At 54.8% G+C, this 19,178-nt stretch carries 17 protein-coding genes; 9 read left to right on the top strand and 8 right to left on the bottom strand.

What is annotated here, in order from left to right:
• Positions 1 to 278: 278 nt before the first annotated feature.
• The 6 genes from Mal52_RS12475 to Mal52_RS12450 all read right to left on the bottom strand — a co-directional run bounded on the left by Mal52_RS12475 (position 279) and on the right by Mal52_RS12450 (position 6,738).
• Positions 279 to 1,031: a lipoate--protein ligase family protein gene (locus Mal52_RS12475; protein ID WP_145376516.1), complete on the bottom strand. Its 753-nt coding sequence runs from the start codon at positions 1,029 to 1,031 to the stop codon at positions 279 to 281.
• Positions 1,024 to 2,484: an aminomethyl-transferring glycine dehydrogenase subunit GcvPB gene (gene gcvPB / locus Mal52_RS12470; RefSeq protein WP_145376514.1), complete on the bottom strand. Its 1,461-nt coding sequence runs from the start codon at positions 2,482 to 2,484 to the stop codon at positions 1,024 to 1,026. The genes Mal52_RS12475 and gcvPB overlap by 8 nt, the downstream gene beginning before the upstream one ends.
• Before the next feature lie 73 nt (positions 2,485 to 2,557).
• On the bottom strand, positions 2,558 to 3,892 hold the full coding sequence (gene gcvPA, locus Mal52_RS12465) for an aminomethyl-transferring glycine dehydrogenase subunit GcvPA (RefSeq protein WP_145376513.1): 1,335 nt from the start codon (positions 3,890 to 3,892) through the stop codon (positions 2,558 to 2,560).
• A 242-nt stretch (positions 3,893 to 4,134) separates the two neighbouring features.
• Positions 4,135 to 4,521, bottom strand: coding sequence for a glycine cleavage system protein GcvH (gene gcvH / locus Mal52_RS12460; protein ID WP_145376511.1), 387 nt, complete (start codon positions 4,519 to 4,521; stop codon positions 4,135 to 4,137).
• Positions 4,522 to 4,914: 393 nt separating this feature from the next.
• Positions 4,915 to 5,379 (bottom strand): ribose 5-phosphate isomerase B, encoded by a 465-nt coding sequence (gene rpiB / locus Mal52_RS12455; RefSeq protein ID WP_145376509.1) that lies wholly within the window; start codon positions 5,377 to 5,379, stop codon positions 4,915 to 4,917.
• 240 nt (positions 5,380 to 5,619) lie between these two features.
• Positions 5,620 to 6,738 (bottom strand): arsenate reductase/protein-tyrosine-phosphatase family protein, encoded by a 1,119-nt coding sequence (locus Mal52_RS12450; RefSeq protein ID WP_145376507.1) that lies wholly within the window; start codon positions 6,736 to 6,738, stop codon positions 5,620 to 5,622.
• Between the two features lie 590 nt (positions 6,739 to 7,328).
• Here Mal52_RS12450 and Mal52_RS12445 point away from each other — a divergent pair.
• Positions 7,329 to 8,093 (top strand): class I SAM-dependent methyltransferase, encoded by a 765-nt coding sequence (locus Mal52_RS12445; protein ID WP_145376505.1) that lies wholly within the window; start codon positions 7,329 to 7,331, stop codon positions 8,091 to 8,093.
• On the opposite strand, the gene Mal52_RS12440 is transcribed toward Mal52_RS12445, so the two are convergent.
• Complete coding sequence (locus tag Mal52_RS12440; protein ID WP_145376503.1) at positions 8,084 to 9,004, bottom strand: inositol monophosphatase family protein; 921 nt, start codon at positions 9,002 to 9,004, stop codon at positions 8,084 to 8,086. The two genes, Mal52_RS12445 and Mal52_RS12440, sit on opposite strands and share 10 nt — an antisense overlap.
• 165 nt (positions 9,005 to 9,169) lie before the next feature.
• Between Mal52_RS12440 and Mal52_RS12435 the strand changes: the two genes are divergently transcribed.
• The 8 genes from Mal52_RS12435 (at position 9,170) to Mal52_RS12400 (ending at position 17,801) form a co-directional block, all read left to right on the top strand.
• Positions 9,170 to 9,907: a 3-keto-disaccharide hydrolase gene (locus Mal52_RS12435; RefSeq protein ID WP_145376501.1), complete on the top strand. Its 738-nt coding sequence runs from the start codon at positions 9,170 to 9,172 to the stop codon at positions 9,905 to 9,907.
• Positions 9,908 to 9,957: 50 nt separating this feature from the next.
• Entirely contained in the window at positions 9,958 to 10,185 is a 228-nt protein-coding gene (locus tag Mal52_RS12430; RefSeq protein WP_145376499.1) for a hypothetical protein, read from the top strand.
• A gap of 73 nt (positions 10,186 to 10,258) precedes the next feature.
• Positions 10,259 to 11,353, top strand: coding sequence for an exo-alpha-sialidase (locus Mal52_RS12425; RefSeq protein ID WP_145376497.1), 1,095 nt, complete (start codon positions 10,259 to 10,261; stop codon positions 11,351 to 11,353).
• Positions 11,354 to 11,589: 236 nt separating this feature from the next.
• The gene (locus tag Mal52_RS12420; protein WP_420824948.1) at positions 11,590 to 12,579 is read left to right on the top strand and encodes a mannonate dehydratase; all 990 of its coding nucleotides are present in this window, start codon (positions 11,590 to 11,592) and stop codon (positions 12,577 to 12,579) included.
• A gap of 261 nt (positions 12,580 to 12,840) precedes the next feature.
• Positions 12,841 to 13,665: an ABC transporter permease gene (locus Mal52_RS12415; RefSeq protein WP_145376493.1), complete on the top strand. Its 825-nt coding sequence runs from the start codon at positions 12,841 to 12,843 to the stop codon at positions 13,663 to 13,665.
• Between the two features lie 134 nt (positions 13,666 to 13,799).
• The gene (locus tag Mal52_RS12410; protein ID WP_231962635.1) at positions 13,800 to 15,047 is read left to right on the top strand and encodes a DegT/DnrJ/EryC1/StrS family aminotransferase; all 1,248 of its coding nucleotides are present in this window, start codon (positions 13,800 to 13,802) and stop codon (positions 15,045 to 15,047) included.
• Between the two features lie 351 nt (positions 15,048 to 15,398).
• The gene (locus Mal52_RS12405; protein ID WP_145376489.1) at positions 15,399 to 17,249 is read left to right on the top strand and encodes a tetratricopeptide repeat protein; all 1,851 of its coding nucleotides are present in this window, start codon (positions 15,399 to 15,401) and stop codon (positions 17,247 to 17,249) included.
• A gap of 213 nt (positions 17,250 to 17,462) precedes the next feature.
• Complete coding sequence (locus tag Mal52_RS12400; RefSeq protein WP_145376487.1) at positions 17,463 to 17,801, top strand: hypothetical protein; 339 nt, start codon at positions 17,463 to 17,465, stop codon at positions 17,799 to 17,801.
• An 84-nt stretch (positions 17,802 to 17,885) separates the two neighbouring features.
• Here Mal52_RS12400 and Mal52_RS12395 read toward each other — a convergent pair whose 3' ends face one another.
• Positions 17,886 to 19,100 (bottom strand): CpaE/TadZ family protein, encoded by a 1,215-nt coding sequence (locus Mal52_RS12395; RefSeq protein WP_145376485.1) that lies wholly within the window; start codon positions 19,098 to 19,100, stop codon positions 17,886 to 17,888.
• Between the last annotated feature and the right edge of the window lie 78 nt (positions 19,101 to 19,178).

The raw sequence follows: 19,178 nt of genomic DNA, 5'->3' as shown, positions 1-19,178 counted from the left end.
AACCCTCGTTCACGGTTCGCTGAGCGAACGTCGCTCAACTGCGTTACTAAGTAAAACCAACTAGAAGTGACGAACAATACGAAAATGAAATGCAATAAAATCAGGTATATCGCCAAAGTACCAGTACCAATACAAATTGTCAAACAAAACATCTCAAAACCACGTAAAACTTTGAGACACGTCCGACGTTTTCAATAATCGCTCACACTAGAAATTACGGGAAAATACTAAGAAATTCGCGCCACCCAACCAAATTCTAAAATAATTGCAAAAAGTTATCATTGCGCGAAGCTTCCGTCAGTTTTGTATCGGTTTTGTTGAAGTTCTGCGGCCATCTCCAATGTGTTTTTTGGGGCACTGTCCAGATACCGTGCCTCGCCGAATAGCTCGGCGACCGAAATGGCCAACTTTTGGACCAATCCTTCGCCCAACGACTGCTGTAAACCCAAATCATGGAGACCCGGCAACTCCCCGGCATGGGGTGAGGATGCCATCAGCAGGCTGCCGTGCTGTAATACGGCGCCGCGACGTCGACGCTGCGCGCTGCCCAGGACTTTATGTGCACCAATCAGCACATCATTGGCATCTCCCCGCTGAAAGCAGAGAAACGAATCGTCACGAAAGGCGGCCGTCGAGCCTCGCATTTGAGACATGACCCCCAATTCGGCCAATACGCCGATGATCCGGTCATGGACCGCCGCGTACAACTCGGGGGGATTGCGCGCTCTGGGGTGTCGAGATGGAACAACGACTGAGTAAGTCCACTCGTGGTGATGCAAAATCGCGCCACCCCCGGAGAGACGCTTCACGACCGGCAAACTGCGGAGCTCGTCCGGGATCTCGCGATCTTGGAAGTACCCCAATGACACAGTCGGCTCAGACCAACGGTACCAACGCAGCCAACATTGTCCCGCATTTGCCCCCGACTCCAACAACGCCTCATCCAGCGCCATGTTCCACGTGCCGGTCTGTGGCGCATTTTCTACGAGCACTTGGCAAACGGCTGTCGGGGATGCCTCAGGATCATTCACAAGTGGGCGTCCATCTCAGGTTGGGTTGGCGGGCGGCTTTGACGTCGTCGGGACGGCGAACCGGGGTGGTGTGCGGAGCCGCATGCACATAGTCGGCGTCTTCCTCGGAAATTGCCAAGATTGCCGCCGCGAACGCATCGAGCGTTTCCTTCGATTCTGTTTCCGTCGGCTCCACCATCACCGCTTCGGGGACCACCATCGGAAAGTAGACCGTTGGGGCATGGAAGCCGTAATCCAGCAACCGTTTGGCGATGTCCATCGCCGTGATTCCTTTTTCCGTCGCCAACGTTTTGGCGGTGGCGACGAATTCGTGCATGCAACGATCCCCCTGCGGAACCGGCAAGACGCCCTTCAATTTTGCCAGCAGATAGTTCGCATTCAGGACGGCATTTTCGGAGACTTCGCGCAGTCCCTGTGCACCCAGCGTGCGTAGGTAACAATATCCGCGTAGCAAGATGCCGACATTGCCGAAGAAGCTCCGCACGCGACCGATCGATTTGGCCGGTTGCTCGAGTTGAAATTCTCCAGTGTCGCTTTTGGCGACAACGGGACCGGGCAAATACTCCGCCAGAAAATCGCGAACAGCAATCGGTCCCGAACCGGGGCCGCCTGCACCGTGTGGTCCGGTGAAGGTTTTGTGCACGTTGTAGTGCATCATGTCGCCCCCAAAATCGCCGGGACGTGTGATGCCCAAAATCGCGTTCATGTTTGCACCGTCGATGTACACCAAGCCGCCCGCGGCATGCACCATTTCCGCAATGGTTCCAATCTCACGTTCAAACATCCCCAACGTGTTGGGATTGGTGATCATGAACACGGCGGTCTGGTCGTCCAATTGCTCTTTGAGCAAATCGAGATCCACAAACCCATTGTCTGTGCTGGGTAGTTGCACACATTCGAAACCGGCGATGTTCGCACTGGCCGGGTTCGTGCCGTGGGCACTATCAGGGAAGAGCACTTTCGTACGTTTTTCACCGCGATCACGAAAATACGCCGCCGCAACCAAAAGCGCCGTCAATTCCCCTTGCGCTCCGGCTGCCGGCTGCAGCGAGACGGCTGGCAATCCGGCAATCTCGGCCAACATTTCCTGGGTTTCGAACAGCATCTGCAACATGCCTTGCGACGACTCTGCTGTGGCATAAGGGTGCAAGTCGACCAACCCGGGCAGTGCCGCCAAACGTTCGTGCCGCTTGGGGTTGTACTTCATCGTACAACTTCCCAATGGATAAAAATGCGTGTCGACCGACATGTTCAGCGTCGAGAGATTCACATAGTGGCGAATCACTGCCGGCTCGGTCACTTCCGGCAATTCGGGTAACGATTCGGCCCGCTGAGCGGCGGGGATCAATTCGTCCAGCGCACGTTCAGGAACATCCGATGCGGGAAACGTGGTTCCGCGTCGTCCCGGATGAGATTGGTCGAACAGCAATTGCGTGGCTTGTGTATTACGCATGATTGAGATTTTTCCGCGTGATCGTGGTGCTGCAAACTAGGGCCGCGAGGGTAGGGGAAGCTGCGTGTGATGATTATTGGGCGAGGGCATCGGCCAGAGCATCGATCTCTTGCCGCGTCCGGCATTCGGTCGTGGCGACCAACAGGTCGCTTTGATTGCTGGCATCGAATTGGGAGAGCAGGGGACCGATGTCGAATCCGGCCTGGGCGGCTTTGTCCAAGGCCTCGGCCGCACCGTTCTCGCAACGCAATGTGAACTCTTTGAAATAAGGTCGGTCATACGCCAACGAGAAGCCGTCAATTGCCGTCAACCGCTCCGCCACATAGTGCGCCTTGCGACAAGACAACTCGGCGACTTCGCCCAGTCCCTGTTTGCCAAGCAATGCCATATAGGCCGTCGCACGCAGGGCAATCAAACCTTGATTCGTGCAGATATTGCTGGTCGCTTTATCGCGACGAATGTGCTGTTCGCGGGCTTGTAGGTTGAGCACAAAACAAGGTCGACCATCGCGGTCGGTTGTTTCACCGATCAAACGGCCCGGCATCTTGCGCATGAATTTTTGGCGGCAGGCCAAGATGCCCAAAAAAGGCCCGCCATATTGCAATGGCGTTCCCAAGCTTTGCCCTTCGGCAACAACGATGTCCGCGCCGTATTCGCCAGGACGAACCAACATGCCTAAGCTAATCGGATCGCAACTGACGACCGCCAGCGCGCCGACCTCATGTGCGGCTTCCACCAATTCGCGCGCATCTTCCAGGCAGCCGAAGAAGTTGGGTTGCTGAATGACCAAACAAGCGGTCTGATCGTCGAGTGCGTCCCGTACCGCGGCCAGGTCAGCGGTTCCGTTGGGAGTGGGGACGACAACCGCTTCAGAATCCAGGTCGCTAAAATAGGTGTCGACCACCGCGCGGTACTCAGGGTGTACCGATCCGAGTAGGACCACTTTTTTGTAGCGGCCGGTCACGCGCATCGCCATAAAGGCGGCTTCGCTAACGCTGGTGCCCCCTTCGTACAGGCTGGCGTTGGAGACCTCCATACCGGTCAATTGGCAGACCAGCGTTTGAAATTCGTAAAACGCCTGCAAGCTTCCTTGACTCGCTTCGGCCTGATAGGGCGTATAGGCGGTGTAGAATTCACTGCGGGAGGCAATGGCATCGACGGCGGCCGGAATGAAGTGGTCGTAGCAACCGCCTCCGAGGAAACAGGTGCCTTGCCGCTGGCTGTTTTGTTTGGCCAAGTTCCCGAGCGCCGTCTGCAGCTCCATTTCTGACAGTGCGGGTGGCATATCCAACGGCCGTTTGAGCTGCAATTCGGCAGGAATCTGCGCGAAGAGTTCCTCAATCGACGCAGCGCCGATCGTGGCCAGCATTTCGCGTTGTTGTTCGGGCGTATTGTCGAGGTAAGCCACCAGTTCTCTCCATCAAGGTATCATCGCGCGCCGCCGCAACCGGCGGATGCTCCGCCCCCTGCGAAATTCGAAAACGGCAAGTTGTCAAAGAAATATCAGCATGCAAAGCGACGACCGTGCCATCGCACCGCTTCCGTGCACCGGTCGTCTCAATGCACCAGTCGTCATCCATCCTGCGGTTGCCGGACCGGGCGACCAACGACAGAACGGTCTTTGGGCAATTCAGCACTGTCTGTTTCAGCTCAGTGGGCTTCAGCTTCGCAATGCTTGTCGTATGCCGCTTTATCCATCAAGGAGTCCAGTTGACCCACGTCGTCGGTTTTGATTTTGGCGATCCATCCGGCGCCAAATGCGTCCTCAGACAGGACTTCCAGTCCGTTTTCGAGTGCCGAGTTCACCTCGACCACCTCTCCCGAGATCGGGCTATACAAGTCACTGACCGCTTTGACGCTTTCGACCTCGCCGAACGACTCGCCGGCTGAGACCGTCCGTCCTACATCCGGTAATTCGATATAGACCAGGTCGGTCAGTTGGGCAACTGCGAAATCGGTAATTCCGACCGTCACTACGTCACCATCTGCATGTGCCCATTCGTGGGTTTTTTGGTATTTTAAGCTCGCTGCGTCCATGTCCGTTGTTTCCTCGCACTCCGACCGCCAATTCGCCCCGCTGACAATCACGGAGCCAACAAAAACAATAACGGCACTGAACAAGTTTGAAAAGGAGGCAGCGCGAGTTTTGTCTGCAGACGTCACGATTTGCGGACACATTCGCCAGCGAGTTTCGTCATGCACAGCATGACCTAAGGGTCCGTGTACGTCGAAAAGGAACTGAGTGACAAGGTCGCTGGGCACGGACCAAGTCAGATGGGCACAGGAAGTTCAAAAGACCGACCGAGCGAGCGAGCTAACACTCGTCCCCAGCCCCCGTAGCTGACCAATAGACGGAGGCTGACCACGACAACACGTTAATCGGCGGTGCGACAGTCCGTCCCGAACGATGCTGTGGGCTGGCGCGGAGCGTTAGTCTCGATCCTCTTCCGCGGCGACTTCGCGTTCAATTTCGGCGATTTTTTCGAGGCGTCGGGCGTGGCGGCCCCCCTCGAACTCAGTTTTGAGCCAAATATTGATCATGCGGTTGATCAATTTGTCTCCCAACATGTCGGCCGACAGGCAAAGCACGTTGGAGTCGTTGTGCAAGCGGCTCATTTCAGCGGACAAATCGTCATGGCATTGCGTCGCGCGGACGTTGGGGAATTTATTGGCCACGATGCACATTCCCAATCCGCTTCCACAAATCAGGATGCCACGGTCAATCTCGCCGTGGGAAACCGATTTGGCAACCTGACCAGCGAAATCAGGATAATCGACGCTTTCGATTGAGTCCGTTCCCAAATCAATCGCTTCATGGCCGGCTTCGGAAATCATTTGCAAAATTTTGCTCTTGATCGCGAATCCGCGGTGATCACTTGCAACAGCGATTTTCATGGTGATTGCATTAACCTCTTACAGCTTCCATCTATGTTATTGGCAGATCGAGTCGTCTCACGCTCGCGTAATACCCGCTGGGATTCGCGCTCGTTTTCCGATTTCCTCAACCTGACATGAATCCCCGTAAATGACTTTAAAACAATGGTTCGATACGGTTTGGTTTGGGAAAATCAAGCACAACCATCCGCTCCTGCAGCCGGTTGTGCCCCAAGCCGAGTCGAATTGAACACTTCTTTATCAATCCTCAAATAATTCCGCAATCAATGCCTTGAGATTCCGCTCAATTTGGTCAGCGCATTCCACATATTGATCCATACCACAACCAATCGGGTCGGAAATATCTCCACCGTCCCGAGAGAGCACCGAAACCCGTTCCTCGGCCAGGGGGGCTTCATACAAAATGCTTTCCCGATGGCCGTTGGTCATTGTGTAAACATGGTCGGCTGCCTGCAGCAAATTCCCTGTCAACGGCTGACTGGCGTGTTGATGCAAGTCGATTCCCTTGGCCTGCAGAATTTCGACCGATTCGGGACTCGGTCGCCCCCCCATGGAGGCCGCAATTCCTGCGGATGCGACGATATGTCCCCGATCGGACAGTTCGTCTTCGGTACATTCTAATCGTTCCGTCAGCATTTTGCGAAACAATGCTTCGGCCATGGGACTGCGACAGGTGTTCCCTGTACAAACAAACAGATAAACGTGGCTTGCCAGTCGTCGGACCGTTCGTTCCGTCACAGTCGACTCGAAGACGACATCCCAGTTTTCTCCTGAAACATGGACCTCTGTGGCCGGTTCCCCGTAACGACACGCTCCCCCGTCGATCAACAGGTCAACCGCATCTCCGTACGTCATCGCTGCCTCACCTGCGGTTTTTGGAACGTCAGCACTCCTTTGAATTCCGAGCAGAACCAGCGGATTGGGCATCAATCGCATCACCGCCTGGACGACCTCGGCAGCGGGGACTGACAATCGCAACTTGCCTGCTTGCATGACAGCAGCCTGACAATTCGACGAAAGCGCCTCGAAAGCCCCTCCCGTAGCGGACTGATCGAACGACAATGTGACCGGTCCCGGCCAACAGCGACGGCACAAACGTTGCCCCAGTTCACTCATTTGGGGAACAAAATCGACTGCGGCATCGGCGTCGCGGACAGCCAAGCTGCACTTTTCGTCCGAAAGTTGCTGGCGAAGAGCGGCCAAACGCTGTAAACCGGCTTCATTTAACGCATCGCAGGCCACGACATAGATGGTTTCGGTCGGGAAACAAACCAATCCTCCTTCACTCAATAACTGCACCGCCTCGTGAATGACATCACGAGGTTCATCGGCGGTTTTCAATTCGACCACTTTGGACATACGGTCAAGATCCGTGCAGCTTTAACGAAAAGGGATTGAGGAGCACCATTCACGTTCGAATGGGACTCTGCGTAATTCGAAGCAGCCAAACTCCGACGAGTGAAAACACGCCCGTCCCTCAAGTGGGGGAACGATCACGACTGTGAGGACAATCACGTAGGCTGGGAAATGATTTAGATTTAGGGGCAATGCATCACCCCGCATCGGCTTTCAACAATCATTCGCTCTGCCAATGCGTTCGTCAATCGTTACTCCGTGTCACCACTATGGACTATAATGATCCGACTGTGACTCTTCAAGCAGATTGAGGGGCCGATTCGCCTGCCGGTCCGCCTCCTTTTCGCATCGGAATAGCCCCATTTTCGCATTATTGTGCAAAAAACGATTTCCCGGTATTTCAGCAAGAAGGCCATGTTTCGGTGGGCAATTGCGCCGAAGGGATTTATAAATAGATATTTGCGGGACTCGTATTTACGATACCGCAAACCGTCCCACCCCCAGTCGCCGGGGTTGGAACGCCTCAGGATGCTCAATGCCAGAACGCGGTTCACTGGACTTTCAGCCGAAGTATTTAAGGACGAGATATATAAATGGCCACGCAACAGCCGGAATCCCCATCGCAACGACGAAAACGTAAGCGCGCTTTGCGAAAACTGGTGGAATTCAAAGGCATGCACGGGCTGAGCCTGAATCAGTACCGCCAGGATGTGAAACAACTCTACGATGGCCCCAAAGGGGCAATGCTCGCTATGGCCAGTCTGGTTTCGCTGCACGAACCATTGGTCGGGTTGATGTTCCGCGAGCGCAAGTTCGACGCCACACGATTTCACAAAATTTTGGACATTGGCGCGGGGGCCGGCCAGATTCTTGGCCATCTCGTTAAACGAACCAATCCGACCGCTGAACTCATCGGTTGCGACCTCTCGCATCAAATGCTGCGTCGCGCACGGACACGTCTGGACAGTGACCGCCCCAACTACGTGACTGCCGACCTCACCCAACTTCCCTTTGCGGACGATTCGTTCGATTGCATTACCTGTGGCTGGGTGATCGAACATTTGCACGACCCGCGGCCCGGTCTACGTGAGTTCGTCCGCGTGTTGCAACCTGGAGGAAGCATGTTGCTGCTGGCGACTGAAGATACCGTCGCCGGAGCCTTGACCAGCCGGACCTGGAAATGCCGGACCTACAATCGTCGCGAACTCAACAGCATGTGCGAAGAGGTGGGTTTGCCATGGCAGGAACAACTGTATTTCACCAAATTGCACCGTTTCTTCAAACTAGGCGGTATTCTGGTCGAAGCCACAAAACAGGCGCATGTGGAACTCGCTCCGCCGCATGTTTGTCAATCGTGATACCGCACCGGATTCCAATCGCGGGCTAATTCACAGAGTTTTTTCAGCACCGTGCGGTCAGCGCTGCAGGCGACAATCCCCGGCAGTCGTTCCATGTCGGCCCGCTCGTCCAGCCAAGTCTCACGCAGATGGACCGGCTGTTCGTTGTGGACCCACAGCGCGTCACCTCCCAGAATCCGCGCGATGTGCATGCCCACAGGAAAGTCATAGATGTTCGGCGAATGGATGAGCGATCCGGTGAACTCTCCCCGAGCGAATGTCCAATAGTGACAGCCTCCCATATCAGCGGCGAGCACTCCTTCTAGTCCCGCATCGGTCACCAACTGTGCCTTTTCGGCGTCTTGTTTTTGATAGCCGATCAAATAGATCTTCTTAGAGGATCCACGCTCGGAGGGGACAATCGGGGCCAGCGTACGGACAACGTCTGCCGCCGGGCGACTCGGATCGTCCGGTCCCGTTGCCACGATATCACCGCAAGCAAATACCCACGATCCATTCTCACCCTGTTCGGGGATGTAGACCAATGAGTACTCCACCGAATCGGGCGTTTGCAACGAGAGCATGACCGAATAGGCGCAGCCCTCGCGATCACGATAGCCTTTGGTTCCGTCGATCGGATCGATCACGATGGAGTACGGCGCTTCGGTTGCAAAGCGTTCAAAGTCCCCAGTTGATTCTTCGCCCTGAAGTCGACATTGGCGAAAGATCGGATCGGTATCGCGCAGACAGGCAACGATCAATTCTTGCACGCTCAGGTCGGCAATCGTCAAAGCATCGGTATTCGCACTGCCCGACGATTTGGCATCGACGGCGATATCAAATTTGCGAATCCGCCGCGCAACCGTCCCCGCCCAGCGCATTATCGGAGGCATGTGCGTTGCCAGAGCATCGGTCAGTTTTTTCAGATCCATGGAATTCGCCTGTTGCAGTTTCGAGAAACAAAAAACGTTGATCGTCGCGCACATCATAAGCCACCTTCAGCCGGTTTCAACCACCCGTGAGGTGTGATAAAGTCAGTGGAATAAGCCTAAGGCTCCCATACCCTCGTTCCCAAACTCCGTTTGGGAACGAGTAGAATGAGGACGTGGGACGTTATTTTTTCAACGGGGGGGGGTACGAAGTTGCATCGCTATACCGTTTTCGCATTGCTGGTCTTCACAGCACTGGCCCATCCGGCCTTTGCCGCTGACAATGAACTCACGGAACAAGAAAAACGGGATGGGTGGATCTTGTTGTTTGACGGCAAAACGCTCAGCGGCTGGACGACCAACGATGGGCAGCCCAGCGCGCGGCCGGTGGAGCAGGGGAGTCTCAATCCGCATCGTTGCGGCGGGTATATGCTGATTCATGAGCGGCAATGGGAAAACTTTATCCTGACTCTGGATTTCAAAATCAGTCCCGGCTGCAACACCGGCCTCTTTTTTCGCACCGCGCCGCTCAAACCGTTGCCGGGCAAGGATGTCGGCTACAACGGGTTAGAGGTGGCCATTGATGACACGCGCGGTCAGGGCTTTACCGACACGGGCGCGATTTACGGTCTTGTTGCTGCGAATTCCAACGTCATGCGACCGGCCGGGAGATGGAATCACTTGGTGCTGACCTGCAACAAGAACATCGTGGAAGTCCGACTGAACCATCGGACAGTGACGATGATGGACCTCGGCATGTGGACCGAACCAGGCCAGCGTCCCAACGGCTCGCCGCACAAATTTGAGTTCGCCTACAAGGACCATCCCCGTCGTGGTTACATCGGACTGCAAGACCATGGTGGCGAATGTTGGTACAAGAACATTAAACTACAGCCACTGAAATAAACGGGCCGCAGTATTTTCCAACAAGATAAATTTGTGGAGAGCCATGACCGATGTTTCAACAAGCGATTTTCACGTTGGCCGGACAACGACAACAAGTGGCAGTCAACCCACGACAAGTCAATGCGGTTTTGTCCGATGGCGATGATGATGAAACCGGAACTTGCACCATCATTTTCCCCGGCGTCCGCGACCAGCCGTACGGCGTACAATTCGTCGTGGAGGGAACCTTTCAATCAGTCACCCAAAAGCTTGACGCGGCAACTCGAAGCGAAATTTAACTTTGTTAACCTCGTTGACTTTCCTCGTTTTCGAAACTCTGTTTGGGAACGAGGCTACTTTTAAAGGTAAAACATGAGACTCGTGCTAATCATCGCCGCAATTTTGAGCGCGGCTCCAGTTCACGTTTTTGCACAGACAGCCAAGGTCAAAAACACAGTGGTGTTCAAGGAGCCGGAACGCTTTGCCGGATGGCCGGCGAATAATGGCATTTGGTCATGGGGCGATGAAATCGTGGTTGGCTTTACGCTGGGGTACTACAAGAAGAATCCCACCGGCGGTCATGACATTGATCGCGACCAACCTTCGGTTCCGCGTCAGGCGCGCAGCATGGATGGTGGGGAAACGTGGGTGGTTGAACGTCCCTCCTACATCGACAAAAACGGCAACCAGAACAAGCTGCAAAAACTCGACAAGCCGATTGACTTTTCAAACCCCGATTTGGCAGTCCGATTCACAAAGAGTCAATTTCATTATTCGTTAGACCGCTGCCTCACCTGGAACGGTCCCTATGAATTGCCGGTCTACGGTCGGCCGAATTTGCTCTGCCGTACCGACTACATCGTCGAAGGCAAAAACCGCCTGACGGCTTTCATTGCCGCCGCCAAAGAGACTGGCGGTGAAGGGCAACCGTTATGCATTCGCACGCTGGACGGCGGGATGACCTGGGATCTGGTCGGCTGGATCGGGAATCAACCGCCGGCCGCATATGGTTACGCGATTATGCCTGCCACGGTGCGGATCGGAAAGACTGGCTACCTGAGCATGATTCGTCGCGGCGGCATTTTCGACGGCAAAAAACGTTGGTGGATCGAACCATTCGTTTCACCCGACGATGGCAAGTCATGGTATTTGCTCAAAGAGCCTGTGATCGAAAACTCCGGCAATCCCGCCACACTCACTCGGTTGAAAAATGGTAAGCTGGCGATGACCTACGGTTGGCGACGGGCTCCTTATGGAATTCGCGGCCGGATTTCTGACGACGATGGCCAAACTTGGAGCCGCGAATTCATACTGCGCGACGACGCCTCGAGTTGGGACATCGGCTATCCCCGGAGCATCCAACGGGCCGATGGCAAGATGGTCACCATTTACTATTATCACAACGACGAACAACCACAACGCTTTATTGGCTGCACAATTTGGGACCCCGCACAATTCGAGCGCTAGAACCAGTTTCAAAACCCGGTTGCGCTTGTAACAGGAACTTACAGACCAGTGTCAGTGGAACGCGTCAGAGGGTTTTGAAACTACTTGTAAACAGAACGGAGACCAGCATCATGCAACGACGCGAATTCCTCACCGCCACGACCGCCGCGTCAGCATTGGCCCTGACCGGCTGCGAACAAACCGGTTCGACCGCACAACCAGAAAACGCCGCCCCCAAAGTGGCGCCGCCGGTCAAAATGCACGTCGGTTGCCAGCGGGGCCCGACCTCGCCCAGCATGTTGCAGTATTTTAAGCGGAATGGCGTGAATCACATTTGCGGCCACCCGCCCAAACCGGGCGAACGCGGATATTGGTCCGTCGAAGATCTGCAGAAGACGCGTGATGTTTGTGAAGAGCATGGCGTTAGTTTGGATATTGTCGCGCTTCCGTTTTTATCCTCCAGCCATATCGACCGTGAGAAACGGGGAGCGATCATGCTCGGGCAAAGTCCTGAGCGCGATCGGGATATCGAACATATCCAAAAAATGATCGCCAACTGCGCCGCTGTCGGTATTCCGGCGGTCAAATACAACATGAGTCTTCTGGGCGTCTTGCGAACCGAGCGGACACCCGGCCGCGGCGGTTCGACGTATAGCACCTGGAAAGCCGCCGAAGCGGTCGCCGATCCACCGTTAACGCGGGCAGGAAAAGTCAGCGACGACGTGATCTGGGAGCGGATTACCTATTTTCTAGAACGCATTATCCCAGTCTGCGAAGAATACAAAATCCGCGCCGCCTGCCATCCTCACGACCCCGGCACACCCCCGGGCGGATTCCAAGGGCTCAATCGCGTGTTGGGGACCGTCGACGGGCTGAAGAAATTCGTCACGATCAATGAAAGCGACTACCACGGTCTGAACCTTTGCTTAGGCAGCACAGCGGAGATGCTGCAAGATCCGGCCGGCGAAATCGTGGATGTGATTCATCATTTTGGAGAGCGGAAGAAAATCTTCAATATCCACTTTCGCAATATCCGCGGCAAGCGGGGAGATTTTCAAGAGGTCTATCCCGACGAGGGAGACATGGACATGCTCGCACTGATGCAAGCGCTGCGCGATGTGGGATACGAATACATGGTCATGCCCGACCATGTGCCGAAACACCCCGAAGATCCCGGCGGACACCAAGGATTCGCCTTCAGCTACGGTTACATCCAAGGTCTACTCCAAGCGGTCAAGGCGTCATAATCGCGCGATTTCGTGTTCCGGGAGGGCGAGGCTCCGTCCGAGCCGCGCGCGACCAGCACGTGTCATTTGGCCCGACGAATTTGCAAGCCCAGTCGTCGGGACCAGCGCGGCTCAGCAGGAGCTTCGCCCTCCCGTGACACCGCAATTCATTGCCCGGTAACGGGCACACGATTGCGTTTGCTTTGCAATCGTTGTGGGGCTTCCTATGATGTCGGCCGGTCAGTGGTTGTTTCTTTTCGTCTTCACTTGGCATCATCGTCCATGATCGCGCGACTTCGTATTAACTGGGTCATTCTGCGGACCTGCATTGAGGAGCGACTCGTTTATCGCGCTGACTTTGCGTTTGCGACGCTGGTTCGATTTTTGCCGATTGTGACCCAGATCTTTTTGTGGGGCGCGATCTTCGCCGTTCACTCCGACCAACCCAAGCAGAAACTAAACGGCTACAGCTATGACGACATGATCGCCTACTTTTTGTTGGCGATGGTAGCCCGGGCGTTTTCCAGCATGCCTGGGTTAGCAACCGGGGTGGCGCGCGACGTGCGTGAGGGGACTATCAAAAAGTTTCTGATTCAACCAGTCGATTTTCTGGGTTACCTGTTTTGGCACCGTGTGGCCCACAAGCTGGTGTATTACATCGTGGCGGTTGGCCCGTTTGCGTTGGTGTTCTTCTTGTGCCGGGATTACTTCTCGGGTTGGCCGGACGGTTTCACGATCGTGGGATTTTTGATTTCACTGCCGATTGCATTTTTGATCGGGTTTTTGATCGAAAGCATGATCGGACTGGTGTCGTTTTGGTTTCTGGAAGTCAGTTCGCTGATCTTCGTGTACATGATGCTCAACTACTTTTTGTCGGGGCACATGATTCCGCTCGACTGGCTGCCTGCACCCGTCAATGCCTGGGTGATCTACTTGCCATTTAAGTACCTCGCCTATTTTCCCGCTTCGATCATGTTGGGTCATTACACACATGCGCAACTGATCAACGAACTGTTGATTGCCGGCGGTTGGATATTGATTCTGGCTGTGGCCAACCGGGTGATGTTCATCCGTGGTGTGCGACGCTACGGTGCGTTCGGCGGTTGAGTTTGCAGCCGTCAAGGTGACATTTCAGCATCAATATTGCTCCACGACCTCATCTTGACACAAACGATCCTCGCCCGTAATTTACCGCCTCAATTTCCCCCCTTTGATGTCATCATGTGCGAATGGAGTCGCCCATGTCCGAGATTCTTCCCCTGCGCGCTCACAGCGACGTTGTCGCCGAACCGGTTCCATTCATCGACTTGGTGTCTCAAAACGCCAGTATCGCTGAAGCAGTCCAGGACAAGGTGGCCCAAGTCTTCGCCTCGCAACATTTTGTGTTGGGCGACGAGGTCGCCGAGTTCGAATTCGAAGTGGCCTCTTACTGTGATTCCCGCGAAGCGATCGGCTGCGCTTCGGGCACCGATGCGCTGTTGCTGGCGCTGATGGCGCTCGATTTGAAACCGGGCGACGAGGTGATCACCAGTCCTTACACATTTTTTGCCACCGGCGGCGCGATTTATCGTTCCGGTGCGGTCCCGGTCTTCGTTGATATTCAACCAGACTGTTTCAACATTGACCCTGCGGCGGTCGAAGCGGCCATCACCCCCAAAACACGGGCGATTTTACCGGTTCACTTGTACGGACAATGTGCAGACATGGAACCGCTGTGGCGAATTGCCGTCCAACATGGCTTGGCAATCATTGAGGATGCCGCTCAGGCCATCGGCTCAGAACTCATGGGCCGCCGTGCCGGTGTTCTGGGAACAATGGGTTGCTTCAGCTTCTTTCCCACCAAAAACCTGGGAGGAGCCGGGGACGGCGGATTGATCACAACCGATGACGCCGACTTGGCCGCGCGATTGCGACGGCTCCGTGTTCACGGCGACGCCGGCGGTTATCATCATCTGGAAGTCGGCCTCAACAGCCGTTTAGACGCCTTGCAGGCAGCCGTGTTGCGTGTCAAATTGCCGCATTTGGATTCCTGGACCGAGGCCCGCAGAAATAACGCCAGCCAATACCAGACGTTATTTGAAGAATACGGTCTGCTGGATGCCATCGAAACGCCGGCTGTCGTTACCGGTCGAAAACATATCTACAACCAATACTGCATTCGTGTCAAAGATGGTCGCCGCGACGAGGTCAAGGCAAAGTTGCACGAACAACAGGTTGGCTGCGCGATCTATTACCCAATTCCATTGCATCTGCAACCATGCTTTGAGTATTTGGGATACGAAGCGGGCTCGTTGCCCGAATCGGAACGAGCGGCCGCTGAAACGTTGGCATTGCCAATCTTCTCGGAGCTGACCGCCCAACAATTAGAACGGGTTGTCCAAGCCATTTCGATCGCCTTGGGTCGCAGTGGCGAAAAAACGGCGCCGATCTCAATCCCAGCCGCACAGTTTGCGGCTATGGAGACTCAAACGCGCGCCAAAGCGGGTTGATCGTACCGCGCCAACAATTCTTGAATGAACTCTGACATTCTCTGGATGTTTGGGTCGTACCGATTCGCGAAGCTTGCGAATCGATACGGATGCTAATTGTTGTGCCACCGAGTCGGCCCGTGCACTGGGCCGCAGATTTTCACTAACACGGCAAATCACCCCGGGCAGGGGGTGAAGTTCTTCGCCGTTCTCTAAGAAGTCCGACACGCTCGCGGTGCGCGTGTAGACTTTCAACAGGGTGCGAGCATTCCCGGATGTGGATTGCGCTCACCAATTCTTTTGGTCGCTCGCCCCTTTGGCGAATTTGCCACAACCCCTGAGAATCATTGAAATCGAGATACAGGCACGCACATGCGAGCACTCATTATTAGTTTGACGATTTCTATTTTCCTGACCACCGCCGTCGGTGCGGAGGAAGCGAGCAACGTGCCGCGCTCCCCCAATTCCGACAGCCGTGATCGTGCCGCTGCCGTTGCGCTCAACTACTGCCGCGCCGCCTTTTTTCGCATCAAGCGCAACGGCACAAAACCGGTGTTGGTTGAAGAGCAAGAAAACATTCTCAACAACTTAAACCTCAACGGCATTGCCGACCAAGAGGTAGTAACGCTCTACACCAAGGTTTTGGAAGAAATTGGCGGCGAAACGATCGCTGAGAAAGAACGACAACATCTCAAATCGGAATTTCGGCGGAATCTCGGCCGACAAGCGATGGCCTCCGCGTTTTTATTGAGCACGCAAGTGACAACATTTCAATACGGCGAAGCTTTGCGAACTGGCGCCGGGAGTTGGTGGGACTACCGAAACTTAAAAACCAACACCGATCACGCTGTCTGGAACATCGAAAAATCGCGAATGGTGCAGGTTGTGAACAGTTCTTCGCAATTCCTGGACACGTTCTGGAAAATGATCCAGAAGAAAAACATTCCCGATCGCTGGTTGATCCGCTGCGCCGACTTAGACAGCCTGGACGCCGCCTTGAACGAAACAGACCCTGAAATTCGTTTGCGATTGTTGCAACGCTTAGAAAAATTCATGGAATGTTACCCACCCTATTGGTATCACGTGGCCCGCACGCACCAAGCATTGGGCGATTGGGACAAGGCTGCGGAGACCTATGAGAACCTTGCCAACTACGGGGCAGGGCACTTCCGCAGGGATGAAATGCTGGCAGCGGGGGTCGCGAACCTAGCGGCCATTCAAGACTTTCAAGGCAACCGCGAAGCGGCACGGACTGCCCAAGAAGCATTAGGCTATGCGGACACTGCCTGGCAGGCCAATCTGGTCTGTGCGCGCATTTTGGCCAAGCATGGGAAATATGAACTCGCTGAAGAGGCCGCCTTGCGAAACATTGATGCACGTTTGGAACGGACACAAAGCTTGGTCGCGTTGATGACCATCTACCAGGACTCGGGTGAACGGGAAAAACTGATTCACTGGCTCCGCGATGAACAGGTGCTGGGACAAATTCCCGTGCCGGCAGTCCTCCGGGCCTGTACTTATCTCGGATCCGACGAAGTGCCCACCATGGTCAACCGGCATTTGCTGCGAACGCTCTTCGGTTACGCCGATATGAATTTGGGCATGGACGACATTGTCTTCCGAGCGGACCCCTTGTGGCAAATTGGCACGGCTAAAGTCAGTTTGTTGATCAATGGCCGAACCGTGCACGCTCCCGAGTTGGGACAAAAGAACGACGCTGCCGAAGTTCGTTTTCGCGATGCCGTTCAATTGGGGGGGATATTTTCCTCAACACCGCGTTCGACGAAAATCGCGTTGGTTCTCAAGTATCCACACATGCAGCCGACGGTGTTGCACCTGCGTCGCGTTCCATCAAATGCTGTCACGGCAATTTGGCAAAATGACGACGCGCGACAACCTTCGCAGCTCGGGCGCCGCGGAGGTAACTACTTGGTCTCCGACATTAAATTCGAAGGCCGACAACTGTCGTTGATTCGCTACGGACGCCCAACACGTTCCGGTGGACGCTTGGTAAAAACTTCCCCCACACAACCGGCGCCCTCCAAGGTGGCTGATGACACCCCGATCACGCCACCGACAAATCCGTTTCTACCAGCGAGCAGTAAAAAAGAAATCGAAACCGAGACCAAGCCGACTCCGACGATTAAAATTGGCGAGGTCACGCCGATTACGGAGACGAAATCCACAGGAACAACTGCGGATTCGCCCTCTCAAAACCCATAATGGACCGAAAATTGGTAGTGCCGCTTACCTGGAAGTGAGCTATACTTTTGCACCTGCGGGCAGCAGGACGAGGAGGCCCGCGGTGCTTGACTCCCTTGATGCTCCCCCTCGAGAATCCCGCTTTACGGGAATTCCGACGTTCCTCGTCTGCTAATTTTGATCACCGCCAATCGACCAGGGACGGTTATTAAAAAACAACGGGGAGAAATTGCGATGAGCAGTATCGGTTCGAGCAATCCAGCCGCGTTCAACCTGGCGAGTTCTTTCGCCGGTGCCCAACGGACGAACTCACAGCAGGACGAGTCCAAAGCTCAGCAAGCGGCGCAGAAATTCCAAGTCGAACAGACCGAAGCCATCGATAAAGACGTGGAGGAAGCCGACTTGGATGCCGACCGCGATGCAGACGGTCGACAGAGTTGGGGAGCCTCTCCCGGCGAAATTCACGCTGAAGATCAGCAAGATGCCAGTGACTCTGAGACAGCCGAAAGCCCCACCCGCCATGCCACCGATGCCTTGGGACTTCGCGGCGGCCGCTTGGACGTTGATGCCTAATCAAGTTGTCTGATGATACTGCGCACTGCGTATACCAAACGCGACCGGCACACGACATCTCGTGCGACGAATATTCGCAGCCTGCTATTTGGATCCGCTGGAAAGGAATCCAAACAGGCTGGTGCGACGCGGCTTCTTGCCATCGTCCGTCGTTTCAGCGGCGTTTTTCCCGTCCAATGCGGCGGCGAGTTGATCAACGCACTTCGTCAGTTTCGCCCGCGGAGCCTGCATTTGGAGCGGGATGCCGTTGTTACGTGCCTCAACCATCGTGGCGTAGTCGTTGGGGATCTGCCAAAAGATTTCGCGGCCGATCGTTTCCAATGCTTTGTTCAAGCTGATTTGTTCTTCTTCCAATCCCAAACGGTTGACGACCACTTTGGTCTTGTCGACTAATCCGTCGATATTGTCAAAATACTGCATCAATCGCACGACGTTGCGCAAACAGGGCAAGTCGAGTTGCGTGACCATGAGCACGCTGTCAGCCAACTCCAACGTGGCCATATCCAACGGTGAATACGTCTTACTGACGTCGATCACCAGATGGGTAAACGTTGCCTTCAACAAGGCAATCATGCGTTTGAGTTGGTCGGTATCGACCGTTGTGTCATTCGTGATTTGCACCGGTCGCGGCAGTAGATAGACACCGCAGTCGTGTTGCGTCAACGAACGTTTTAACAACGAGTAGTCCAAGCGGGTGATGTTTTCAGTGACGTCGTGAATGGTGTAATCAGGAATGATATCCAACCAGACGTCCGCATCACCCAAGGCGAAATCGATGTCGACAATTGCGACGCTGTTGCGTTCCTCTTTGGCGAGACTACAGCCCAAATTCACCGCCAAAGAGGTACATCCCACGCCGCCGCCGGCACCGCCAACGGCTACCACTTGGCAGGAAAGCGCCGACCCATCGCCGCCACGGCCGCGTCCCGCATTTTGAATACGGTCCAACGCGGCTAGGAAATCCTCCCATTTGAGAGGATAACTCAAGAACTCCTTGGCCCCGTTTCGCATGGCGTGCAGGATCAGGCTGCCTTCGGTCGAACTGCTGACGACCAAAACGCTGCAGCCGGGAAGATCCTGTGTCACGCGACTGATCAAGGCCAAGCCTTTTTCCTCATCGTCGTCGAGATTAATCAGCGCGATGTCAGGCTGCGTCTGTGAAATGACATCGGCAAAAAAGTCGTAACGTGAGCATTCGGCTTCCAACCACACCATATCCATACCCATCAACAAGTTTTTGATGGTCGTTCGGGAGGAGTCGTTGGGGTCTACTATTGCCAATCGGACTACGTTATTCATTAGTCTCTCGCCGCTGATTCAAAAGGACAAATACTCCGAAGTTCAAGAACAGGCCGGCATCATGCCGTCATACGTCAA

Source organism: Symmachiella dynata (genome assembly GCF_007747995.1).
GTDB lineage: Bacteria > Planctomycetota > Planctomycetia > Planctomycetales > Planctomycetaceae > Symmachiella > Symmachiella dynata.
The sequence above is the reverse complement of the archived record's forward strand: the minus strand, read 5'-3'. Positions and strand labels throughout refer to the sequence as shown.

Bases quoted from the DNA above. Each gene is read 5' to 3' on its own strand.
- Mal52_RS12445 (WP_145376505.1), top strand. From the start codon at position 7,329: ATGGCCACGCAACAGCCGGAATCCCCATCGCAACGACGAAAACGTAAG.
- Mal52_RS12435 (WP_145376501.1), top strand. From the start codon at position 9,170: ATGAGGACGTGGGACGTTATTTTTTCAACGGGGGGGGGTACGAAGTTG.
- gcvH (WP_145376511.1), bottom strand. From the start codon at position 4,521: ATGGACGCAGCGAGCTTAAAATACCAAAAAACCCACGAATGGGCACAT.
- Mal52_RS12440 (WP_145376503.1), bottom strand. From the start codon at position 9,004: ATGGATCTGAAAAAACTGACCGATGCTCTGGCAACGCACATGCCTCCG.
- Mal52_RS12425 (WP_145376497.1), top strand. From the start codon at position 10,259: ATGAGACTCGTGCTAATCATCGCCGCAATTTTGAGCGCGGCTCCAGTT.
- gcvPB (WP_145376514.1), bottom strand. From the start codon at position 2,484: ATGCGTAATACACAAGCCACGCAATTGCTGTTCGACCAATCTCATCCG.
- Mal52_RS12395 (WP_145376485.1), bottom strand. From the start codon at position 19,100: ATGAATAACGTAGTCCGATTGGCAATAGTAGACCCCAACGACTCCTCC.
- rpiB (WP_145376509.1), bottom strand. From the start codon at position 5,379: ATGAAAATCGCTGTTGCAAGTGATCACCGCGGATTCGCGATCAAGAGC.
- Mal52_RS12420 (WP_420824948.1), top strand. From the start codon at position 11,590: ATGCACGTCGGTTGCCAGCGGGGCCCGACCTCGCCCAGCATGTTGCAG.
- Mal52_RS12450 (WP_145376507.1), bottom strand. From the start codon at position 6,738: ATGTCCAAAGTGGTCGAATTGAAAACCGCCGATGAACCTCGTGATGTC.
- Mal52_RS12410 (WP_231962635.1), top strand. From the start codon at position 13,800: ATGTCCGAGATTCTTCCCCTGCGCGCTCACAGCGACGTTGTCGCCGAA.
- Mal52_RS12405 (WP_145376489.1), top strand. From the start codon at position 15,399: ATGCGAGCACTCATTATTAGTTTGACGATTTCTATTTTCCTGACCACC.
- Mal52_RS12430 (WP_145376499.1), top strand. From the start codon at position 9,958: ATGTTTCAACAAGCGATTTTCACGTTGGCCGGACAACGACAACAAGTG.
- Mal52_RS12415 (WP_145376493.1), top strand. From the start codon at position 12,841: ATGATCGCGCGACTTCGTATTAACTGGGTCATTCTGCGGACCTGCATT.
- Mal52_RS12400 (WP_145376487.1), top strand. From the start codon at position 17,463: ATGAGCAGTATCGGTTCGAGCAATCCAGCCGCGTTCAACCTGGCGAGT.